This window comes from Chryseobacterium sp. S90 (assembly GCF_047444895.1).
In the GTDB taxonomy this organism is placed as follows: domain Bacteria; phylum Bacteroidota; class Bacteroidia; order Flavobacteriales; family Weeksellaceae; genus Chryseobacterium.
On sequence record NZ_JBLGCX010000005.1, the window covers coordinates 254,335 to 274,650 of the forward strand.

Here is a 20,316-nt window from a genome sequence, read left to right on the forward strand (position 1 = left end):
TTATCCGTTTACAGCTTCTACTTTTTCTACCAGATCCGGAACGAATTGTTTTAAAATATTTTCAATTCCGTTTTTCAAAGTAGCCGTAGAACTAGGGCAGCCTGAACAAGCTCCCTGTAAAAGCATTTTTGCAGTTTTACTCTCCTGGTCATATTCCATCAATGAAATCTTTCCACCGTCATTTTCTACTGCAGGCGCTACATATTCATTTAAAATGTCAGAAATTTTCTGCTCATCTTCCGTATAATCTCTGTTGATGATCTTTTCAACAGGGTTTTCATGTTTCTGAGGTTCTATTTTAGAAATTTCACCTCCGTTTTGAAGATACTCGGCAATAAGTGCACGAACAGTCATCATCACCTGGTGCCATTCTACAGAATTGTCTCTGGTAACCGCTACAAAATTATCAGAAATGAAAACTTCTTTTGTAAATTCAAATTCTTTAAAGATTGCCTGTGCCAAAGGAACTTCCTCAGCAGCTTCAATTGATTTTACTTCCACGAAACCTTCCATCAGCAATTTGTTTGAAACAAATTTCATTACATTAGGGTTCGGAGTCATTTCAGCATAGATCTGATACATTTCTTTTTTCTTCTGAAGATAAATTCTTGGGTTGGCCAATAATTCATCCTCAATCACGTTTTTCAGACTTTCAGCTACATGTTCCCATTCTATGGTATCCTGTTTTGCTACAGCTACAAAATTAGCCGTAATGAAAATTCTTTCCACAAACGGATAATTGAAAAGCTCCTGTGCTAAAGGAATTTCTGAAATATCTGAAGTTCTGTCCAACTCTAAAGACCCCGGAATGAGATTGTAATCTGCAACAAATTTCATTACTTTCGGGTTTTCGGTAGGTTCTATAAGTACGGTACGCATTTTTTCGTTAAATTTGAGATACAAAAATACGCATTAGAAGTTAGAAGCTGAGAATTGAGAGTTAGATTTTTGCTATCGCTGTAATTTAGAAGTTAGATACCACAAATTATAAGGCAGAAGATAACTATTTTCAATTGGGCATATTTTCAAATTTTCAAATTAATATTATGGCACTTATAAAAGAACTTTTAGGAAAAGCACCACAGATCGGAGAGAACACTTTTTTAGCGGAAACCGCTACTATTATTGGTGATGTTACGATGGGAAGAGACTGCAGCGTTTGGTATAATGCTGTGATCAGAGGCGATGTTCATTATATTAAAATGGGCGATAAGGTAAATGTTCAGGATAATGCAATGCTGCATTGTACCTATCAGAAACATCCGCTGAATATCGGAAATAATGTTTCTATCGGACATAACGCAATTGTTCATGGGTGCACTATTAAAGATAATGTTCTGATCGGGATGGGAGCTATTGTAATGGATGACTGTTTGGTGGAAGAAAATTCTATTGTAGGAGCAGGTTCTGTAGTAACTCAGGGTACTCATATCAAATCCGGAGAAGTATGGGGCGGAGTTCCAGCGAAAAAAATCAAAGATATTAATGCACAGTTATTGGAAGGAGAAGTAAACAGAATTGCCGATAACTATGTCAAATATTCCTCATGGTATAAAGAGAATGTAAAAGATCATCAATTTTAGGTTGTCAAGTGAAGAGTGAATCGTCAATCCGCTGCGCTTGTCAATTATTTTTGGCAGTAAAAAATTCACTATTCACTTGCGAAGCACAATTCACCATTGATCTATTTAAAATAAATATAAAAGCTCTGTCGCAGGACAGAGCTTTTTCGATTTGATATAGAACCTTTGTTTTATTGTTAGTTATTGTCAGGCGTGATCAGTCTGATTTTTCCATGAATACATTTCAAAGAGGTAGGAGGTGTGATGACTACACAGTCCGACATGATATTATATTTTTCATTAAAAGTTTTTACTTTATCCGTGTAATCATTCACTCTCTGTAAGAAGGCTGCTTCTATTTTCTTTGGATAAGCAATATATTGCTGAGGTCCGCCACAGGATTTTGCTCCCATGGGTGCAAACGCCCATTCACTGGCATCCGTACATTTTTCTCCGGACACTTCAGACTCAATAGAGGCTTTTAATCTATCCAGCTGTGCCTGCTCATACTTCTGGCTGTCTTCATCAGCAGGTCTGTCTGCGATATCTACAGGAAGATTGGTATTGGTATTTTTTGAGGTATTACAGGAAACCAGAGTTAATGTAGTACTTAATACTATCACCGGGAAATAGAAGAATATTTTTTTCACAATAAACTTTTTTCTTTTTAAGAATTTTCAAAACTTATGCCAAGGTAAGAAATTCAAATTCATTTCCGTATTTTTGACAACGATGAACAATCATTTTTTTGACTTAATAGAATATACGAACAGAAGTGTTTTTCTGACCGGGAAAGCCGGAACAGGGAAAACGACATTTCTCAATGATTTTGTAAGACGTACAAAGAAAAAGCATATTGTAGTAGCACCCACGGGAATTGCTGCAATCAATGCGGGAGGCGTTACCATTCATTCCATGTTTGGGCTGCCGTTGAGAACTTTTCTTCCTACGACAGAAAGAATAGACACCAGTTTGGCTAATAATATTGCCGATCTGATGCCCCATTTCAAATACCGTAAAGATAAACTTAAACTTCTGAGAGAAGTTGAGATCATTATCATTGATGAGGTTTCAATGTTGAGAGCTGATGTTCTGGATATGATGGATTTTTCTTTGAGATTTATCAGAAGGAATAATCAAAGATTCGGAGGGGTGCAGATGCTCTTTATTGGAGATTTGTTTCAGCTTCCGCCTGTGGTAAGGGATGAGCATATTCTGAAAATGTATTACAATTCACCTTTCTTTTTTGACAGCCATGCCATTAAGGAAATCCCGATTGTTACCATTGAACTGACAAAAGTTTACAGACAGTCTGACCAGGGATTTCTTTCGATTCTGAATGCTATCCGGGACGGTGATGTGGATAATATAGATTTTAACCACCTCAATGAAAGATACGATCCTGATTTTGACATGGGGAAAGAATCTTACGTATATCTGTGCTCTCACAATAAAATGGCTGATGAAATCAATCTGGAAAAATTGGCGGAGATCAAGGTAGATCCTCAGATTTATGAAGCTAAACTTGTAGGTGATTTTAAAGAAAACCAGTTTCCAAACGAACAGTTTTTAGAATTGAAAATCGGAGCACAGATCATGTTTATCCGAAATGATATTTCCGGAGAAAAGAAATATTTCAATGGGAAATTAGGAGAGATCATTGGATTGGATGAAAATGAAATTCGTGTTGCTCTGGATGGAAGTGAAAATGAAATTGTAGTTAAAAGAGAAACCTGGGAGCAGAAAAAATATTTCCTTGATACCGATAAAAATATCCAGGAAGAAGTATTGGGAAGTTTTGAACAGTTTCCGATAAAACTTGCTTGGGCAGTTACCATTCATAAAAGTCAGGGACTTACATTTGATAAAGTAATCATTGATGCCGGGAAAAGTTTCACGGCAGGTCAGGTATATGTGGCTTTATCCCGTTGCAGAACACTGGAAGGAATTGTTTTAAAATCAAAAATTACCCCTGAAGTTATTTTCAAGGATAACAGGATTTTACATTTTCATACCGATACTATTGCCAACGATCATGTGGAAACTATTCTGAATCAGGAGAAATATGACTACAGCATCAGAAAAGTGCTTCGTACCCTTGACTGCACATGGTTTTTAAAAGAAGTAGAAGAGTGGAATAACCTTTCAATTGTGACCAAGAATATAGATCATGCCAAGACTAAGCAGCTTTATCTTCAGTTGAAACATGAAGCGGTAAACCTTGGGAAAATCTTTGAAAAGCTGGAACGAATCATTTTCCAGAAAGTCAATAATTTTATTGAGCAAAAAGAAGACTGGTCCGAAATTGAAAGTAAATCAAAAGGTGCCGTTAATTTCTTCTTTACAGAAACCAGAAATAAAATTTTCGATCCTCTGAAAGAATTTTATGCTGAAATAAAAGGAGCAAAAGGTTTAAAACAATATAACGAGGAATTCAAGAACTGGCTGGAAGATATTGAAGAATACCTGAATAGTTTAAGAGAAATTTATCTTCTGGAAACTAAACTTTTAGATGAAAAGAACGATAAAGAAATCAACCTGAAAATAGCTAAAGTTCCATCTCAGGTTTTAACTTTCCAGTTGTTTGAACAGGGAAAAACTATCGGTGAAATTGCTTTGGAAAGAGGTTTGGTAAAAGAAACAGTTATCGGACATCTTGCCAAATTTGCAGAACAGGGATTGCTGGATATCTCAAGAGTCATCACTTCAGATAAGATCAAGGCTTTTGAAGATGAATTTTACAAAAACCCGCACGAAACCCTCACAGAGTGGAAGAGTGCACTTCCTAGTCATTTTGAATTCAATGAAATCAGGATTCTGATCAATCATTATAACTATAAAAAAGAAAAGAACTCATAAGAGTTCTTTTTTTATTTACATATGTTCCTGAAAATTAAGGATACATTGTATTGATCGTATTAATATCTCCTGTTGTAAAACCGGTTCTGTTATACGTAAAATTTGAATTGTCTGCTCTTGTGATAGTGGGCAGTCCATTTTTAGAATAAGAAGTCGGCCAGTACATCATCACAGAATTAATATTAAAAGGGCCAATGTCCGTTCCTGAATTATAGATATTGAAATTATAAGACTGCCCGCTCTGGATATTGTTCCACAGGATTTTTACATATTGATCCCTGTCTTTACGGGTGTGCTCATGATAAAGGCCTACCGTATGTCCCATTTCATGAATTACCGACCCTACAGAAATATACTGGTCCAGAGAAACGGTTTGTTTTCCTCCCTGATAACCGATATGTGCCCAGCCATCCGATCCTGATGAACTTCCAAAAATAAATTCAACATAATTAGACTGATTGGTGCGGTAGATCCACTGAGTATTGGTTTTGTTGTTGTACTCGCTGATTGCAGAATTGATTTTATTGACATTGATAGAGCCCATGTTACTGGCAATGGTATAATAAATTTTACCGTTTGGCCATCTTGAAAAACTGGCGCCGCCCTTATTGGCTTCACTACCTTCTGCCAGTTGTTTGTCGGACAGAACAATATCTCCCTGGAAAAAATTCATTCCGTTTTTTCTTTCATAAGTGATTTCCTGACCATTCAATTGTCCTTTTTTAACGTTTTCAACATTGAAAGCATTGGTTTGAGCTTCTGAAGTGATTTCTTCATTATTTTTAGTACACGATGCTAGAACTGCAGTCATAATAATGCTCATAAGGACAGTTCTTTTTGGGAATATTTTCTGCGAAAAAAGCCCATTGGTTTTTTTGTTCATATTAAAGTTTTTTTAATGATTTGGTATACGAATATAATAAATATTTCTCTTTTTATTGAATTATTATTGTTAAAGTATATAGATTTTAGTAAAGTATTTATTCAAAAATCATATAACTAAAATCAACTAAAGAAAATTTTAATTCCAATAGTTTTTCCCTGAATTAACCGATCGGTTTTATTAATTACAAAAAGTAACTAATGCAGTTTTTATGTTTTAAATTTGTATGGTTTTTTGAGACCAAAGAAAAATTAACATCTCAATATGAAAAATTTTGAAATTTCTGTTTTAGATCTTGCACCGGTAAAGCAAGGCAAAAGCATTCACGATACTTTTCAGGACAGCTTATCATTAGCGAACCATGCTGAAAATTTAAACTATAAAAGATTCTGGCTGGCAGAACATCACAATATGGAAAGTATTGCGAGCTCTGCTACTTCAGTTCTGATCGGTTTTATTGCCAACGGAACGAAGACAATCAGAGTGGGATCTGGCGGTGTTATGCTTCCGAACCACAGCTCTCTGATTATTGCAGAACAGTTCGGTACTTTGGAGTCTCTTTTCCCCGGAAGAATAGATCTTGGGGTTGGAAGAGCGCCAGGAACTGACGGATTGACAGCTCAAGCTTTAGGAAGAAATCCTGCTATTATTAATGAACAGTTTCCAAGACAGATTCTGGAACTTCAGCGTTATTTTTCTAAGGAAAATGCAGATGCTATGGTTCGTGCTATTCCCGGGGAAGGGCTGGATATACCAATTTATATTCTGGGATCAAGTACAGACAGCGCATGGCTGGCTGCGGAACTGGGCTTACCTTATGCATTTGCAGGACATTTTGCTCCGGAGCAGATGGAAATGGCCTTTAAAATATACAGAGAACATTTTGAGCCTTCAAAATATCTGGATAAACCTTATATTATTGCCTGTGTAAACGGTGTCGCAGCAGAAACGTCTGAGGAAGCACATAAAATCTCTACTACTTTATTCCAGGCCTTCATCAATATTGTAAGAAACGACAGAAAGCCTTTCGCTCCACCTGTTGATGATATGGACGAAATCTGGTCACCAATGGAAAAATCCATGGTTCTGCAGAAACTGAGATATACTTTTATCGGAGATCAGGATGAAGTTCAGGAAAAGCTTAAAAATTTCCAGGAAAAATTCCAGGTGGATGAACTGATGATCAACTCCCATATCTACGACCATCAGAAAAGATTGAGATCTTACGAAATTTTCAGAGAGGCAGCGAACTCTTTATCCGAAGCGTAATAAACCCTTCATAATTAATTGGCAGATGCTTATTTTTATGAGTATCTTTGCAAAAATAAAAAGTAAAAATGTCCGATATTAAATTAAATACTATTCCAGAGGCTATTGAAGACCTTAAAAATGGTAAAATAATCATAGTAGTAGATGATGAAGACAGAGAAAATGAAGGAGATTTTCTTTGCGCAGCAGAGTTGACAACACCGGAAATTATCAATTTTATGGCTCTTCACGGAAGAGGGCTTATTTGTATGCCGCTTCCTGAAAAAAGATGTGATGAGCTTGGGCTTGAAGTGATGGTAAGCAGAAGCAGCGATCCTAAAGAAACTGCTTTTACCGTATCGGTTGACCTTTTAGGAAACGGAACATCTACCGGAATTTCTGCAGGAGACAGAGCAAAAACAATTTTAGCACTGATGGATGAAAAATCCAAACCTACAGACTTTATGAGACCTGGCCACATTTTCCCGCTTCGTGCAAGAAAAGGAGGAGTATTGAAAAGAGCCGGACATACTGAAGCTGCTATCGATCTTACGAATTTAGCAGGGCTAAAAGAAGGTGGAGTAATCTGTGAGATCATGAATGAGGATGGTACCATGTCCCGTCTGCCTGAACTTCATGCATTCGCTCAAAAACACGATATGAAGATTGTTTCTATTGAAGATCTGATCCATTATCAGCTTAAAAAAGGTAACCTGGTTGAAAGACTTGAAGAGAAAAAAGTGAAAACGCACTACGGTGAGTTTGATTTTTATGCTTTCAGAGAAACTTCTAATGAGCAGATCCATTTTGCATTGACAAAAGGAGCATGGACTGTAGATGAGCCTGTTTTGGTAAGAGTACAGTCTTCAGATTCTTATTTTGATGTATTGACAAGATTAAACAACGGTGAAAAACCATTGTTGGAAAAAGTAACCGGTATGGTAAATGAAGCTGGAAAAGGAGCAATCATTTTCATCAATAACGTTTCTAACTCTGAAAATACATTGAGAAAACTTCAGCAGTTCCTGAACTATCAGGACGGTCAGGAGCAGCATCCTACTTTAGCGTACAATTACAGAGATTATGGAATTGGAACGCAGATCTTAAAGAATTTAGGAATCAATAAGTTCAAAGTAATCACTCAAAACCCTAATATCAAACCTCAGGTTGGAGGATATGATGTAGAGGTTACTGAGATGGTACAACTATAATAATATAATAAATTGAATAGTTAACGATAAGTTTTGACTGTTTACAATAAAAAAGGTTTAGGACTTCCTAAACCTTTTTTAATGATATAAAATTTAAAAAGCCATAAAAGTATTTGAAAATAAAACTTTTATGGCTTTTATATAGTAAGATAATGATCTGAATCTCTTCCTTAGTTTAATGTGATTCCATCGAAATTCCTGAAACCATTTAAGAAATCCTTTACAGTCATTCTTTTTTTACCTTCCAGCTGAAGTTCCAGAGGATAATAAATTCCGTCCTGAGTATAGATTTTAAATTCATTTTTGGAAATATCTAAAGTTCCTACCGGTTTTCCATGGTCAGAAAGTTCAAATTTACCACCGAATATCTTTAATCCTTTTTCTTCGTTTTCAATTTTTAAAGTTGTGAAAGCTGCAGGATAAGGAGACATTCCCAGAATAAACTGATGAATAGTTTTTGAAGACTGATCCCACTTGATTCTGGTATCTTCCTTGAAAATTTTATAAGCATTTTTAGGATGTTCTACCTGTGGCTGAGGTTTTTCTTCAATAGAGTTTTCAGCAAGACCATCCAATGTTTTCACTACGAGTTTTGAACCCATTTCCATGAGTCTGTCATGAAGACTTCCTGCATTTTCGTCAGGTAAAATTTCTATTTCCTGCTGAAGGAGAATATTACCTTCATCAATTTTTTCATTGATAAAGAAAGTTGTTGCTCCTGATTTTTCCTCACCGTTAATGACTGCATAATTGATGGGAGCAGCGCCTCTGTAATCCGGAAGTAAAGATGCATGAAGATTGAAGGTACCCATTTTAGGCATTTCAAAAAGAACTTTAGGCATCATTCTGAAAGCTACTACCACAAAAACATCGGCGTCCAGTTTTCTAAGTTCTTCCAAAAATTCAGGATTTCTCAACTTTTCCGGCTGAAAAACAGGAATATTGTTTTCTTCAGCATAGACTTTTACAGGGGATTGGTGAATTTTCTGTCCACGTCCGCTTGCTTTATCAGCTACAGTTACAACACCTACCACCTGATGGTGAGATTGATGGATTGCCTCCAAAGATGTTTTTGCAAACTCAGGAGTCCCTAAAAAAACGACTTTCAATGATTTCATAGTACAAAGATAAGTTTTTGATCTGAGAGTCGAAGGGTGTTAGAGTCTGAGGGTAGTAGAGTTTTAGAGATAGGATGAGTATATTTATCTTTTAATTAAAAAATCATTCTATGCTTATTATTACTCATTGCTCATTGCTCATTATTAATTATTAATGATTGAGCTCATACGTTCTGAAGTTCAGCATTCTTACCTTTCCGGAATCTAAAAGGAAAATAAGGTTTTCTAAGATGTTTTCTTTAGAATGATAGCTCAACTGTATAGAAAGCTCTTCAATTGTTGCCGGCTTTTTAGCTAATAAATTAATGATTTGCTGAGAAATATTTTTACCAAACATTGACTGTTTATTTTTTTCACAAACAGAACATTGCCCACAGTTTTTTGAATTTTTTTCACCGAAATAGGCCAGGATGAGCTTCATTTTGCAGTATTCATTATTTTCTGCATAAAACTTCATCTCTTCCCATTTCTGGATTTTATTTCTCTGAATATGTTCAAATAACTTCCAATAAGCGCTATTTACCGCTCTTTCATCGCGGGGTTTCAGGAATTTAATACTGGACAGCGCGCCATCAATATATTCAAGGTAATTCTTCTGCTGCAGCTCCTTAAGACGTTCTTTGATCAACGGGACGCTGACATTGATTTTATTGCTTACCTGCTGTTCACTGAACATTACCTTATGGGTCGTGATACCGGATACCGTACGGAAAAGAAGCTCCATAAAATGAGCATCTTTTTGTGGTAACTGATCTATCTCGTCTGCTTTGATAAATAGTTCGAGAGAAGACAGGCTTTTGTTTTCATTGTAATAGATAATTTCCTGGTTGTGCAGAAAATTAAGTATGTTATTGATTTTTGCTTTCGACAGCTTTGTGAAATTCTGTATCCCAAGAGTATTCAGCTGAAATGTTTTCTCAGGAAGTTCAAATTCTGCTACCTGAAAAATAGAGTAGAGGTAGCTGATGATCTTCAAAAATTCTGCTTTGTTGGGTGTTTGGTTTTTTAAGATCTGATCAAAATTCAGGAGTTCCTGTTTATTCCAAAGCATGAAGGCAAAACTGTCTTTTCCGTCTCTTCCGGCCCTTCCGATTTCCTGGTAATAGTTTTCCAGAGAGGCGGCAGGAGAGTAGTGGATTACAAATCGTACATTGTCTTTGTCAATACCCATTCCAAAGGCATTGGTAGAAATAAGAACATGATTGTCACTGTTGTTCCAAAGATTTTGTCTGGTGTTTTTTTCTTTAGTTGTTAAACCTGCATGAAAATAATCTACATTTTTCAGTTGATTTTTTTTCAAAAATTCTGCCAGCAGTTCAGCTTCTTTTCTGGTTCTTACATATACAATTCCAGAGTCATTACTATATTTTAAGATATCAAAAACGCGTTGAAATTTATCAGATACTTCATCTGTAAATATTTTGATATTCTCTCTTTTGAAACTTTTTTGGAAAACAAAAGGTTTCTTCAGTTCCAGCTTATTTTTGATTTCTTCCAGAACTTTTGGCGTTGCAGTGGCTGTAAGAGCAAGACAAGGGATCTCGGGATTGTTACTTCTGAATCCTTTAATATTCTGATAACTTGGTCTAAAATCCTGCCCCCATTCTGAAATACAGTGGGCTTCATCAACCGCAATAAAGGATAACTGAATTTCCTGCATGTTCTGAATAAACTGAGTGTTGGTAAGTCTTTCAGGAGAAACATAAAGCAATTTGGTAAGACCTTCTTTACAGCGGTCATAAATTGCTTCCGCATCATATTCATCCAGTTCAGAAGAAAGATATTCTGCTTCTATACCACGGGATTTAAGCTGATTTACCTGATCTTTCATTAACGCAAGTAAGGGAGAAACTACCAGACAGGTTCCTTCTTTCAGTAAAGCGGGCAATTGATAGCATAAAGATTTCCCTGCTCCTGTGGGTAACAGAACCAGAGTATCTTTTTCATTGATGACAGCATTAATAATTTCTTCCTGAGCATCTCTGAAATCGGTATAACCCCAGAAATACTTAAGAGTATCATATTTGAGCTTTTGAAAATCCTGCGGCGAAATCATGTTGTAAAAATAAGGAAAGTATTATGACAAAAAAAGTCACGCCTGGCGTGACTTTCATATAATATAAATAAGTTTATTATTTAGCTTCAAAGTAAACTCTTCTGTTGGCTCTGTTTTTCCACTCAGGGCACTTCGTTGCTGGCTCACACTCAGGATATTTAAGGTCTTTTTCACCTTTTCCTATTGCCTGTAATTTACCAGTTTGAACACCGTTTTTGATCAGATAGTTCTTAACGTTGTTTGCTCTTCTTTCAGATAGTTTTTGGTTGTAAGCATCAGTACCTCTTGTATCAGTAGCTCCGATTACACTATATGAACCATTTGAAGAATTGATATAGTTTACAGCATTATTTAAGATTGGAGTGTTTGAAGGTAAAATTCTGTCAGAATTTAAGTCAAATTCAATTCCTTCCAATTTAGTTTCTGTTTCTACTACAGGTCCTGTTGTTGCTACAGGACATCCGTTGTTTTCAACAGGTCCAGGAACCGTTACACACTTGTCGTAAAGGTCGATTACACCATCAAGGTCTGTATCAAGGGCAACTCCGGCACCATCCACTCTTGCTCCTGCAGGAGTGTCAAGCTGTCTGTCCCAATCGTCACATACCCCGTCGTTATCAGCATCTCCTTTTTTACATACTTCGATATCCTGGTTTTTATTAGCCAGTACATCCAGTTTGTAATAGATTTCCTGAAGCGGGTCATGCCACATTAGGTGAGATTCGTGTTTTCCTAATTTTACGGAAACCCCTAAAGTAGCATTGAAGAAGTTGTCAGAAACCTGTTCAGAACGTTTGTTGATAGCGCTGTAAGCATCACCGCCACCATCAAATTCATCATCACCGGTTACCACATACATTAATCTACCTTCAATATCAATTCTTCTGTTCACTTTAAACTTCAGACCTGTACCAGCCTGCATGAACATAGAACCTAATTGGAAAGGTTTTACTTCAGTCATTAATCTCTGTTTGTTGCTTCCGTCTTTCTGGTATGCTCTGTAAGCGATAGTACCGATACCTGCATATCCATGAAGAGCCCATCTGTAAGGAGAATGGTTATCAACTCTTCTTAATAAATTAGAAAAGTTAATGTCTCCTAAGATTGAGATAGCATCATACTGAGTTCTGGCTCCTACTGCTGTTGCATCAGGTGCAGCATTTTTAGTATTGAACCATCCTTGTCTGGTTTCACCTTTGTCATACTGTAGATTGATTCCGAAAGCATGAGTAATGGCTTTATCAATACTTAGATAGGCAGAATATCCAAAAAGGTTCTTACCGTTACCATTTTTGATTGAAGTCAAATCTGCCGACTGAAGAAGTGGAACTCCAACCCCTGCAGAGATAGACCAATCGTTAAATCTTTTAGATTGGCTGGTGAAAGGGGAAACATTAGCAGATCCCGAAGAAAATGTATTAGGATATTCTCCTTTTGAAACTGCCGTTGAGTCTTGTGCATAAGTGGCAGAAGGAATTGCCAAAGCAAATGCTACAATTGCTAAACTTAATTTCATAGTGTTATTTTTTTAAGTTAAGTTATTTTAAATGATTTTTTACGCCAAAAAGCGATTTTATGTTATTTTTTTTCAAATCAAACTAGTTGATTTTTAATGTGTTTCATACTACTATCCTGAAAATAATGATAAAGGTATGTAAAATAATTCGTAGTAGAAAAAAAATAAACCGAAAAGAGTAATTCTTTTCGGTTTTGGTGTATTATGAAAATTATTTCTTCTTTTTCTTAGCAGGTACTTTTTTTACTGCTTTCTTTACAGGTGCATCTTCATAGTCTTTCTTTTTGATAGAATCCCATTCAGATGTTTCTATAAATCTTACTGTAACTTTTCTGTCTGCCATTCTCTCAGCATCTGAAGCTGATGCAGGGATCGTAGCTTCTGCAGAGCCTACTCCTCTTGATTTCAGTACATTTTCATTGATACCTCTGGTTTCCAGAGCTCCTACAACAGCAGCTGCTCTTTCTTTAGACAGTCTTAAGTTGTAAGCTGCATTTCCTTTGATATCGGTATGTCCTGTCAATAGATAGTTTCCTCCGTTTTCTTTAATAATTGAAGCAGCCAGATCCAATTTTTCATTAGATTCAGGTCTGATAGTCGCTTTATTAAAATTGAAGTAAATATCTTTAAGGGTTTTCTCTACTTCTACAGCAGTTTCCTTGTTGTCTTTTTTGATAGGACATCCGTTGTTTTCAACAGGTCCAGGAACCGTTACACACTTGTCGTAAAGGTCGATTACGCCATCTAAATCAACATCAAGAGCAACTCCGGCACCATCTACTCTTGCTCCTGCAGGAGTGTCAAGTTGTCTGTCCCAATCATCACATACTCCGTCGTTATCAGCATCTCCTTTTTTACATACTTCGATATCCTGGTTTTTATTAGCCAGTACATCCAGTTTGTAATAGATCTCCTGAAGCGGGTCATGCCACATTAAGTGAGACTCATGTTTTCCTAATTTGAAAGTAAGACCTAAAGTCGCATTGAAGAAGTTGTCAGAAACCTGCTCAGAACGTTTGTTGATAGCGCTGTAAGCATCACCTCCACCATCAAATTCATCATCACCGGTTACCACATACATTAATCTACCTTCAATATCAATTCTTCTGTTCACTTTAAACTTCAGACCTGTACCAGCCTGAAAGAACATAGAACCTAATTGGAAAGGTTTAATTTCAGTCATCAATCTCTGTCTGTTGTTTCCGTCCTTCTGGTATGTTCTGTATGCGATAGTACCGATACCTGCATATCCATGAAGAGCCCATCTGTAAGGAGAATGGTTATCAACTCTTCTTAATAAATTAGAAAAGTTAATGTCTCCTAAGATTGAGATAGCATCATACTGAGTTCTTGCTCCCACTGCTGTTGCATCTGGTGCTGAATCTTTAGTATTGAACCATCCTTGTCTGGTTTCACCCCTGTCATACTGTAGATTGATTCCGAAAGCATGTGTAATTGCTTTATCAATACTTACATAGGCTGAATATCCAAAAAGATTTTTACCATTACCATTTTTGATAGAGGTTAAATCTGCCGACTGAAGAAGAGGAACTCCAGCTCCTACTGAAATAGACCAATCGTTAAATCTTTTAGATTGATTGGTAAATGGAGCAACATTAGCAGATCCTGAAGAAAACGTATTAGGGTATTCTCCTTTTGAAACTGCCGTTGAGTCTTGTGCATAAGTGGCAGAAGGAATTGCCAAAGCTAATGCTACAATTGCTAAACTTAATTTCATCGTGTATTATTATTTGATTTCTTTTGAGAAAGAATTTTTAGATTTTTAATTATTTGATAGGACATCCGTTATTTTCAACAGGTCCTGGTACAGTTACACACTTATCATAAAGGTCTATAACTCCGTCAAGGTCCATGTCTAAAGCAACTCCGGCGCCGTCTACTCTTGCTCCTGCAGGAGTATCAAGCTGTCTGTCCCAATCATCACATACTCCGTCATTGTCAGCATCTCCTTTTTCGCAAACAACAAGATCTGTTGATGCATTTTCAAGAACACTGGTTCTGTAGTAAGCTTCCTGAAGTGGGTCATGCCAAGCAAGATGAGATAATTGCTTTCCTAATTTGAAAGATACTCCTAAACTTACTGTCCAGGCATTATCTGATCTTCTAGGGTTTAGCATATTATATTTTGAACCTGGCGTTGAAGGATCATAGTCATTAGGATCAGCCCATCCGCCGCCATCAAATTCATCATCACCACTGATGATGTACATGGTTCTTGCTTCAACATCAATAAGTTTTGAGACATTATATTTAATTCCTACACCTCCCTGGTAGAAGATAGAATTGATGTCAATGTCCTGCTTAATGAATAAAGGAGTTCTTCTTGGGGTAGTGCTCCATCTGAATTCATCATTATCATGTAACGACGTTCTGAATCCCTGAACTCCAATTCCCATATATCCATGGAATGCCCATCTGTATGGGGAATGGTTGTCTACTCTTCTGAATAAGTTCGAGAAGTTAATATCTCCTAATAAAGAGATGTTGTCAAACTGTGTTGTTGCAGTAGCAATTCCTGATTTTACACCTGCAACACCGGGAAGCTGTGCTGTCTGTTTCGTTTCTCCTCTCATATACATAACGCTTAGAGCGAATGCATGTGTGATTTGTTTGTCTACGCTTACATAGGCATTGTACCCCCAATTGGTCTTATCCTTGCGGATAGATTTTAAATCGGAGTGAACCATAAATGCAGGACCTCCACCGACAGAAATAGACCAGTCTCTGAAGCGTCTGGCTTTATTGTCGAAAGGTTGTACATTAGCGGAGCCTGAGGAGAATGTATTAGGATACTCTGTGGAAGAGTTTACTGTAGTGCTGCTGTTCTGTGCGAAAGCTGCAATTGGCAATGTCGTAGCCAATAATAATAAACCTAATTTCATACAATATGTTTTATGTTTTAAATAAAATCTTTTAATAATACTCTGGAAAAATCCCTTTCAAAAAGATGTTTTTTATGAGGGATTTCTAATCTTTCTGATTGAAAATTTAATTCATTATACTTAATGATATCAATGTCTATTATCCTGTCAGTATAGCCTCCGGATACTTTTGAATCATTAATTCTTCCCATCTCAACTTCTATATTCTTAATACAATCAAGCAGTTGAATTGGTGAAAGAGGAGTGAATATTATTGCTGCAATATTACAAAAAATATTGGAACTGACAAACTCTACAGGCTCAGACATTAAATATTCGCTGGTTTGTGAAATGTGATTTCCAGCATCTTTTAGCTTCTTTAATGCAAGCTCTACATTTTTTTTTTGCTCTCCTAAGTTACTTCCTAGTAACAAAACGACCTTATGCTGCGACATATTAGAAAATTGATTGATTTATGAGAAGTTTCTTCAAAAATGTTTTGGCAAATATAGTAGCAATTGTCATACTTTGCGCTTTATTTTTCATCTTTTTCATTATGATGCTCGTGTTCAGTTCTATGGGAAATGATAAGTCGGTGGCGGTGAAAAAGAACTCGGTTCTTACGATTAATTTAAAGACAAATATAATCGATAGTCCTACTGAAGAGGAGATGGGATTGTTTGGTATAGGTGGCCAAAATAAAAGTGTTCTTTTATATGATGCATTGGAAGCTATTAATAAAGCAAAGACCGATGATAATATCAAAGGAATCAGTATTGAGGCAGATAATCTGAATGCAGGTCTGACTCAGATTGATGATCTTAGAAATGCTATTGAAGATTTTAAGAAGAGCGGAAAATTTGTGTATGCTTACGGAAACGGAGTATCACAATCAGCTTATTATTTAGGATCAGTAGCAGATAAATATTATCTGCATCCTGCTGGAGGTATTGAATTGAAAGGTCTTTCCACTGAAGTTACTTTCTTTAAAGATTTTGCTGATAAATATGGTATTGGGATTGAAGTGATCCGTCATGGTAAATTCAAATCTGCCGTAGAACCCTTTTTAAGAAATGATATTTCTCCTGAAAATAAAGAACAGTTAAGTACTCTCTTGAATGATCTTTGGAAAAATACGTCCAATAAAATGGCTGCTTCAAGAAAAATTGATACCGCTCAGTTCAGAACAATTACAGACAGCTTATACGGAATGATTCCTGAGCAGAGCTTAAAATATAAGCTTGCGGATAAACTTATTCAGAAATCAGAATATGAAGATCTTCTTAAGGCAAAACTGAGTGTAAAAGAAAAAGAAAAACTGAATAAGGTTTCTTTGACGAGCTATATCAATTCTTATGCTGATGAGGACAAATCCGGTGAAAAGATCGCGGTGCTTTATGCTTCAGGATCTATCAACAACGGAGACGAATATAATGATATTCATTCTGAGAAATATGTGAAGTATATTAAAAAGCTTCAGGATGATGACAAAGTGAAGGCAGTAGTTTTCAGAATCAACTCTCCTGGAGGAAGTGCCAATGCTTCAGATGAGATTTTATTTGAATTGCAGCAGCTGAAAAAGAAAAAGCCATTGGTAGTTTCTTTTGGTGACTATGCGGCTTCAGGAGGATACTATGTTGCCATGGCAGCTGATAAGATTTATTCAGAGCCTAATACACTTACCGGTTCTATCGGAGTATTTGGGGTAATGCCTTATTATAAAGATATTGCGAACAAAAACGGAATCCGTGCGGATATTGTTTCTACGAATGCTAATTCTATGTATTATTCAGGACTAAACGGAGTGACTCCTTATGGGGTAAATATGATGACGAGAAGTGTGGAAGGTACTTATAAAAGATTTGTACATTTTGTAACGCAGAACAGAAAGAAAACTTTTGAGCAGATTGATAATGTAGGTGGTGGTAGAGTATGGAGCGGAGTTCGTGCCAAAGAGATCGGTTTAGTAGATGAACTTGGTACTTTGAATGATGCTGTGAAATTTGCTGCACAAAAAGCAGGACTGAAGTCTTACCAGGTAGACGCTTTCCCTAAGAGAATGTCACCATTTGAGCAAATCTTCAAGGATCTGAATGAAGAGGACGTTTCTGCAAGAATTATTAAGAACAAGATCGGTAAATCCAACTATGAGATTCTACAGCAGATTACAGACAAAAAGCTGCAGTCTGAGGTAAAAATGGAAATGCCTTACCAGATCAGAATCAACAACTAACTAAATTTATATTGTATACAAAAATCCCGGATCTGAAATTTCAGATCCGGGATTTTATTTTTTATCAGCGTTAATATCAGCTTTTCTTGGTAGCCATTCCGTAAATCCAGAGGATGATTAATGCGCCTCCGATTGAAAGAATCCAGCTTCTCGGATTCCAGAATGAAGTGACATCTCCCCAATGGAGAATGTAAACTCCTATAGCTCCCCCTATAAATGCTCCCAGAATCCCCAGGATAATAGTGATTAGCCATCCTCCTCCCTGAGTTCCGGGCATGATCATTTTAGCGATTGCACCTGCAATAAGACCGAATAAGATCCATGTTAGTATTCCCATAGTTGCAAATTTTTTTAATTGTTAGTATTTAAAATTGATTTGTTGCTAATATAAGGGAAAACATGATATAAATCATCTTTTCTTGAAGAATGAGTCTACAAATTCCGTACCATTAAAAAGCTGTAGATCCTGCATTTTTTCGCCTACACCAATATATTTAACCGGAATCTGGAACTGGTCAGAGATACCAATTACCACACCTCCTTTTGCTGTTCCGTCTAGTTTTGTAACTGCCAATGCATTTACTTCCGTGGCTGCTGTAAACTGTTTTGCCTGTTCAAAGGCATTCTGTCCGGTAGAGCCGTCAAGAACCAGCAGGATCTCATGAGGTGCATCAGGAATTACTTTCTGCATTACTCTTTTGATCTTGGAAAGTTCGTTCATCAGGTTGATCTTGTTGTGAAGTCTTCCCGCCGTATCAATAATCACAACGTCTGCATTTTGTGCTACAGCGCTTTGTACAGTATCAAATGCCACAGAAGCGGGATCAGATCCCATTTCCTGTTTTACGATAGGGACGCCCACTCTTTCGCTCCAGATCACCAGTTGATCTACTGCAGCGGCTCTGAAGGTGTCAGCAGCTCCGAGAACTACTTTTTTACCCTCTGATTTGAACTGGTGAGCCAGTTTTCCGATAGTCGTTGTTTTTCCCACTCCATTTACTCCTACCACCATGATGACATAAGGTTTTTTGGAGGTATCAATATTTCCTGTACCGGCGTGAGGATTTTCAAGCAATAATCCTGAAATCTCATCACGAAGAATTTTATCCAGTTCGTTTACACTTACATATTTGTCTCTGGCAACACGTTCTTCAATTCTTCCTATGATTTTAATAGTAGTAGAGGCGCCTACATCGGATGCAATAAGTACTTCTTCAAGATCATCAAGAACTTCGTCATCTACTTTGCTTTTACCGACTACGGCTTTCGTCATTTTTTCAAAGAATCCCTGGCTGGATTTTTCCAATCCTTTATCTAAGGTTTCTTTTTCTTCTTTTTTGAAAATATTTTTAAACCAACTCATAGTTTTAGTTTATTCTTATTTATTTTTAATCACTGCTGTGGCTTCTACTTCTATAAGCACATCATCTCTGAAAAGCCTGCTTACTTCCACAAGGCTGCTTAGAGGAGGGGTTTGAAGATTGACATACAAATCCCTTACTTTTCTGAAATCAGGTGTTTTTTTGATGTCTGTGGTAAAGATTCCCAGCTTAATGATGTCTTTTCCTGTTCCTCCATATTCTTTCAGGATGTTCTCGATATTTTTGAAAACCTGCTGAGTCTGCTCCTCTATCGTATTCCCCACAAGGTTGCCTTCCGGATCCAAAGGCACCTGTCCGGATAATAAAATCATTTTGGAACTCCCGCAGTCAATACTTACTGACTGTGACAGTCCTTTGATGTTGAAAACTTTTGGCGAACTTTTATATTCTACAGGGTTCATTGTTTTCTGACTGAATGAAAATAGAAAAGTTGCTGTGCAGGCCAGAACAAGTATCTTTTTCATACTTTACTGATTAATAATCTGGTGCACAAAGATAACAAAAAAACTACCCAAAATATGAGTAGTTTTTTATATTGTAAACAAAGTACTGATTATTTTTTCAAATAACCGTCTACTTCGTCAGCATTCATTACTTTTTCTTCGAAAACGTAAGCTCCTGATTTAGAAGACTTAACCATTTTCACCACTTTTGTCATTTTCTTAGACTGACCGCTTTGTAGGGTTGCTACTACTTTCTTTGCCATGGTAAGTTATTATTTATAAATTACTTAATTTCTTTGTGAAGGGTAGATCTCTTAAGAACAGGATTGTATTTTTTCAATTCCAATCTCTCTGTAGTGTTCTTTTTATTTTTTGTAGAAATGTATCTAGACATTCCTGGCATACCGCTTTCTTTGTGCTCTGTACATTCAAGGATTACTTGAACTCTATTTCCTTTTTTTGCCATGATTTATTAATTCTTTTTAATCAATCCGTTTCTAGTAGCTCTTTCAATAGCTTCCTCGATTCCAATCTTGTTAATCACTCTCAATCCATGAGCTGATACTTTCAGTGTTACGTGCTTATCTTGCTCTGGAAGGTAAAACTTCTTCTCTAATAAGTTAATTTCAAAACGACGCTTCGTTTTGTTATTAGCGTGAGAAACGTTGTTACCAACCATTGCACGCTTTCCTGTTATTTGGCAAATTCTTGACATATCTCGATGTTCTTATTTGTATAATATTTGAGAGTGCAAAATAACGAAGAATTTTTTAGATAGACAAATCTTTTAGAAAATATTTGCAAATAAGTGACTGATTAATAATCATGAATTTTTAAAATAGCAGAATCCTTGGGATACAGCAGATAATCAGTGCTGATATAATTCATACAGCCTTTTTTTTAAGCAAAGAAGTTAATATTCT

Annotated in this window: 20 protein-coding genes; 5 read left to right on the forward strand and 15 right to left on the reverse strand. The window is 36.5% G+C overall.

Annotated features, from left to right (window positions below; genetic code table 11):
• Positions 1-879, reverse strand: coding sequence for a NifU family protein (locus ACLMCG_RS15005; protein WP_413960049.1), 879 nt, complete (start codon positions 877-879; stop codon positions 1-3).
• Between the two features lie 167 nt (positions 880-1,046).
• On the opposite strand from ACLMCG_RS15005, the gene ACLMCG_RS15010 reads away from it, so the two are divergent.
• Positions 1,047-1,583: a gamma carbonic anhydrase family protein gene (locus ACLMCG_RS15010; RefSeq protein WP_047378983.1), complete on the forward strand. Its 537-nt coding sequence runs from the start codon at positions 1,047-1,049 to the stop codon at positions 1,581-1,583.
• A gap of 176 nt (positions 1,584-1,759) precedes the next feature.
• Here ACLMCG_RS15010 and ACLMCG_RS15015 read toward each other — a convergent pair whose 3' ends face one another.
• Positions 1,760-2,212, reverse strand: a complete 453-nt coding sequence (locus tag ACLMCG_RS15015) for a hypothetical protein (protein WP_223599914.1) — start codon at positions 2,210-2,212, stop codon at positions 1,760-1,762.
• An 82-nt stretch (positions 2,213-2,294) separates the two neighbouring features.
• Here ACLMCG_RS15015 and ACLMCG_RS15020 point away from each other — a divergent pair, with 82 nt between their 5' ends.
• Complete coding sequence (locus tag ACLMCG_RS15020) at positions 2,295-4,421, forward strand: helix-turn-helix domain-containing protein (protein ID WP_413960048.1); 2,127 nt, start codon at positions 2,295-2,297, stop codon at positions 4,419-4,421.
• Positions 4,422-4,455: 34 nt separating this feature from the next.
• On the opposite strand, the gene ACLMCG_RS15025 is transcribed toward ACLMCG_RS15020, so the two are convergent.
• Positions 4,456-5,304 carry a M12 family metallopeptidase gene (locus ACLMCG_RS15025; RefSeq protein WP_413960047.1) on the reverse strand — a complete coding sequence of 283 codons (849 nt, stop codon included), beginning with the start codon at positions 5,302-5,304 and terminating at the stop codon, positions 4,456-4,458.
• Positions 5,305-5,568: 264 nt separating this feature from the next.
• Between ACLMCG_RS15025 and ACLMCG_RS15030 the strand changes: the two genes are divergently transcribed.
• On the forward strand, positions 5,569-6,573 hold the full coding sequence (locus ACLMCG_RS15030) for an LLM class flavin-dependent oxidoreductase (protein WP_413960046.1): 1,005 nt from the start codon (positions 5,569-5,571) through the stop codon (positions 6,571-6,573).
• A 68-nt stretch (positions 6,574-6,641) separates the two neighbouring features.
• Entirely contained in the window at positions 6,642-7,763 is a 1,122-nt protein-coding gene (gene ribB / locus ACLMCG_RS15035) for a 3,4-dihydroxy-2-butanone-4-phosphate synthase (RefSeq protein WP_413960045.1), read from the forward strand.
• A gap of 170 nt (positions 7,764-7,933) precedes the next feature.
• Here ribB and fmt read toward each other — a convergent pair whose 3' ends face one another.
• The 6 genes from fmt to folK form a co-directional block, all read right to left on the reverse strand.
• Positions 7,934-8,881 (reverse strand): methionyl-tRNA formyltransferase, encoded by a 948-nt coding sequence (gene fmt / locus ACLMCG_RS15040; protein ID WP_413960044.1) that lies wholly within the window; start codon positions 8,879-8,881, stop codon positions 7,934-7,936.
• 151 nt (positions 8,882-9,032) lie between these two features.
• Entirely contained in the window at positions 9,033-10,937 is a 1,905-nt protein-coding gene (locus ACLMCG_RS15045; RefSeq protein ID WP_413960043.1) for an ATP-dependent DNA helicase RecQ, read from the reverse strand.
• A gap of 76 nt (positions 10,938-11,013) precedes the next feature.
• Complete coding sequence (locus ACLMCG_RS15050; RefSeq protein ID WP_142717790.1) at positions 11,014-12,453, reverse strand: OmpA family protein; 1,440 nt, start codon at positions 12,451-12,453, stop codon at positions 11,014-11,016.
• 211 nt (positions 12,454-12,664) lie between these two features.
• A complete protein-coding gene (locus ACLMCG_RS15055; RefSeq protein ID WP_223599922.1) occupies positions 12,665-14,191 on the reverse strand; it encodes an OmpA family protein in 1,527 nt (508 codons plus the stop codon).
• 49 nt (positions 14,192-14,240) lie between these two features.
• Complete coding sequence (locus ACLMCG_RS15060) at positions 14,241-15,356, reverse strand: OmpA family protein (protein WP_413960042.1); 1,116 nt, start codon at positions 15,354-15,356, stop codon at positions 14,241-14,243.
• 17 nt (positions 15,357-15,373) lie between these two features.
• Positions 15,374-15,790, reverse strand: a complete 417-nt coding sequence (folK, locus tag ACLMCG_RS15065) for a 2-amino-4-hydroxy-6-hydroxymethyldihydropteridine diphosphokinase (protein ID WP_047425898.1) — start codon at positions 15,788-15,790, stop codon at positions 15,374-15,376.
• A 20-nt stretch (positions 15,791-15,810) separates the two neighbouring features.
• Here folK and sppA point away from each other — a divergent pair, with 20 nt between their 5' ends.
• On the forward strand, positions 15,811-17,568 hold the full coding sequence (sppA, locus tag ACLMCG_RS15070; protein ID WP_413960041.1) for a signal peptide peptidase SppA: 1,758 nt from the start codon (positions 15,811-15,813) through the stop codon (positions 17,566-17,568).
• 76 nt (positions 17,569-17,644) lie between these two features.
• Here sppA and ACLMCG_RS15075 read toward each other — a convergent pair whose 3' ends face one another.
• From ACLMCG_RS15075 to rpmB, 6 genes are all read right to left on the reverse strand, one after another.
• Positions 17,645-17,905 carry a GlsB/YeaQ/YmgE family stress response membrane protein gene (locus ACLMCG_RS15075; RefSeq protein WP_050019846.1) on the reverse strand — a complete coding sequence of 87 codons (261 nt, stop codon included), beginning with the start codon at positions 17,903-17,905 and terminating at the stop codon, positions 17,645-17,647.
• A gap of 72 nt (positions 17,906-17,977) precedes the next feature.
• Positions 17,978-18,931, reverse strand: a complete 954-nt coding sequence (gene ftsY / locus ACLMCG_RS15080; protein ID WP_047425904.1) for a signal recognition particle-docking protein FtsY — start codon at positions 18,929-18,931, stop codon at positions 17,978-17,980.
• Between the two features lie 15 nt (positions 18,932-18,946).
• Positions 18,947-19,414, reverse strand: a complete 468-nt coding sequence (locus ACLMCG_RS15085) for a RidA family protein (protein WP_413960040.1) — start codon at positions 19,412-19,414, stop codon at positions 18,947-18,949.
• A gap of 89 nt (positions 19,415-19,503) precedes the next feature.
• Positions 19,504-19,656 (reverse strand): DUF4295 domain-containing protein, encoded by a 153-nt coding sequence (locus ACLMCG_RS15090; protein WP_002976755.1) that lies wholly within the window; start codon positions 19,654-19,656, stop codon positions 19,504-19,506.
• 20 nt (positions 19,657-19,676) lie between these two features.
• On the reverse strand, positions 19,677-19,859 hold the full coding sequence (gene rpmG / locus ACLMCG_RS15095; protein ID WP_027373683.1) for a 50S ribosomal protein L33: 183 nt from the start codon (positions 19,857-19,859) through the stop codon (positions 19,677-19,679).
• A gap of 6 nt (positions 19,860-19,865) precedes the next feature.
• Positions 19,866-20,108 carry a 50S ribosomal protein L28 gene (gene rpmB / locus ACLMCG_RS15100; protein WP_002976757.1) on the reverse strand — a complete coding sequence of 81 codons (243 nt, stop codon included), beginning with the start codon at positions 20,106-20,108 and terminating at the stop codon, positions 19,866-19,868.
• Positions 20,109-20,316 lie beyond the last annotated feature (208 nt).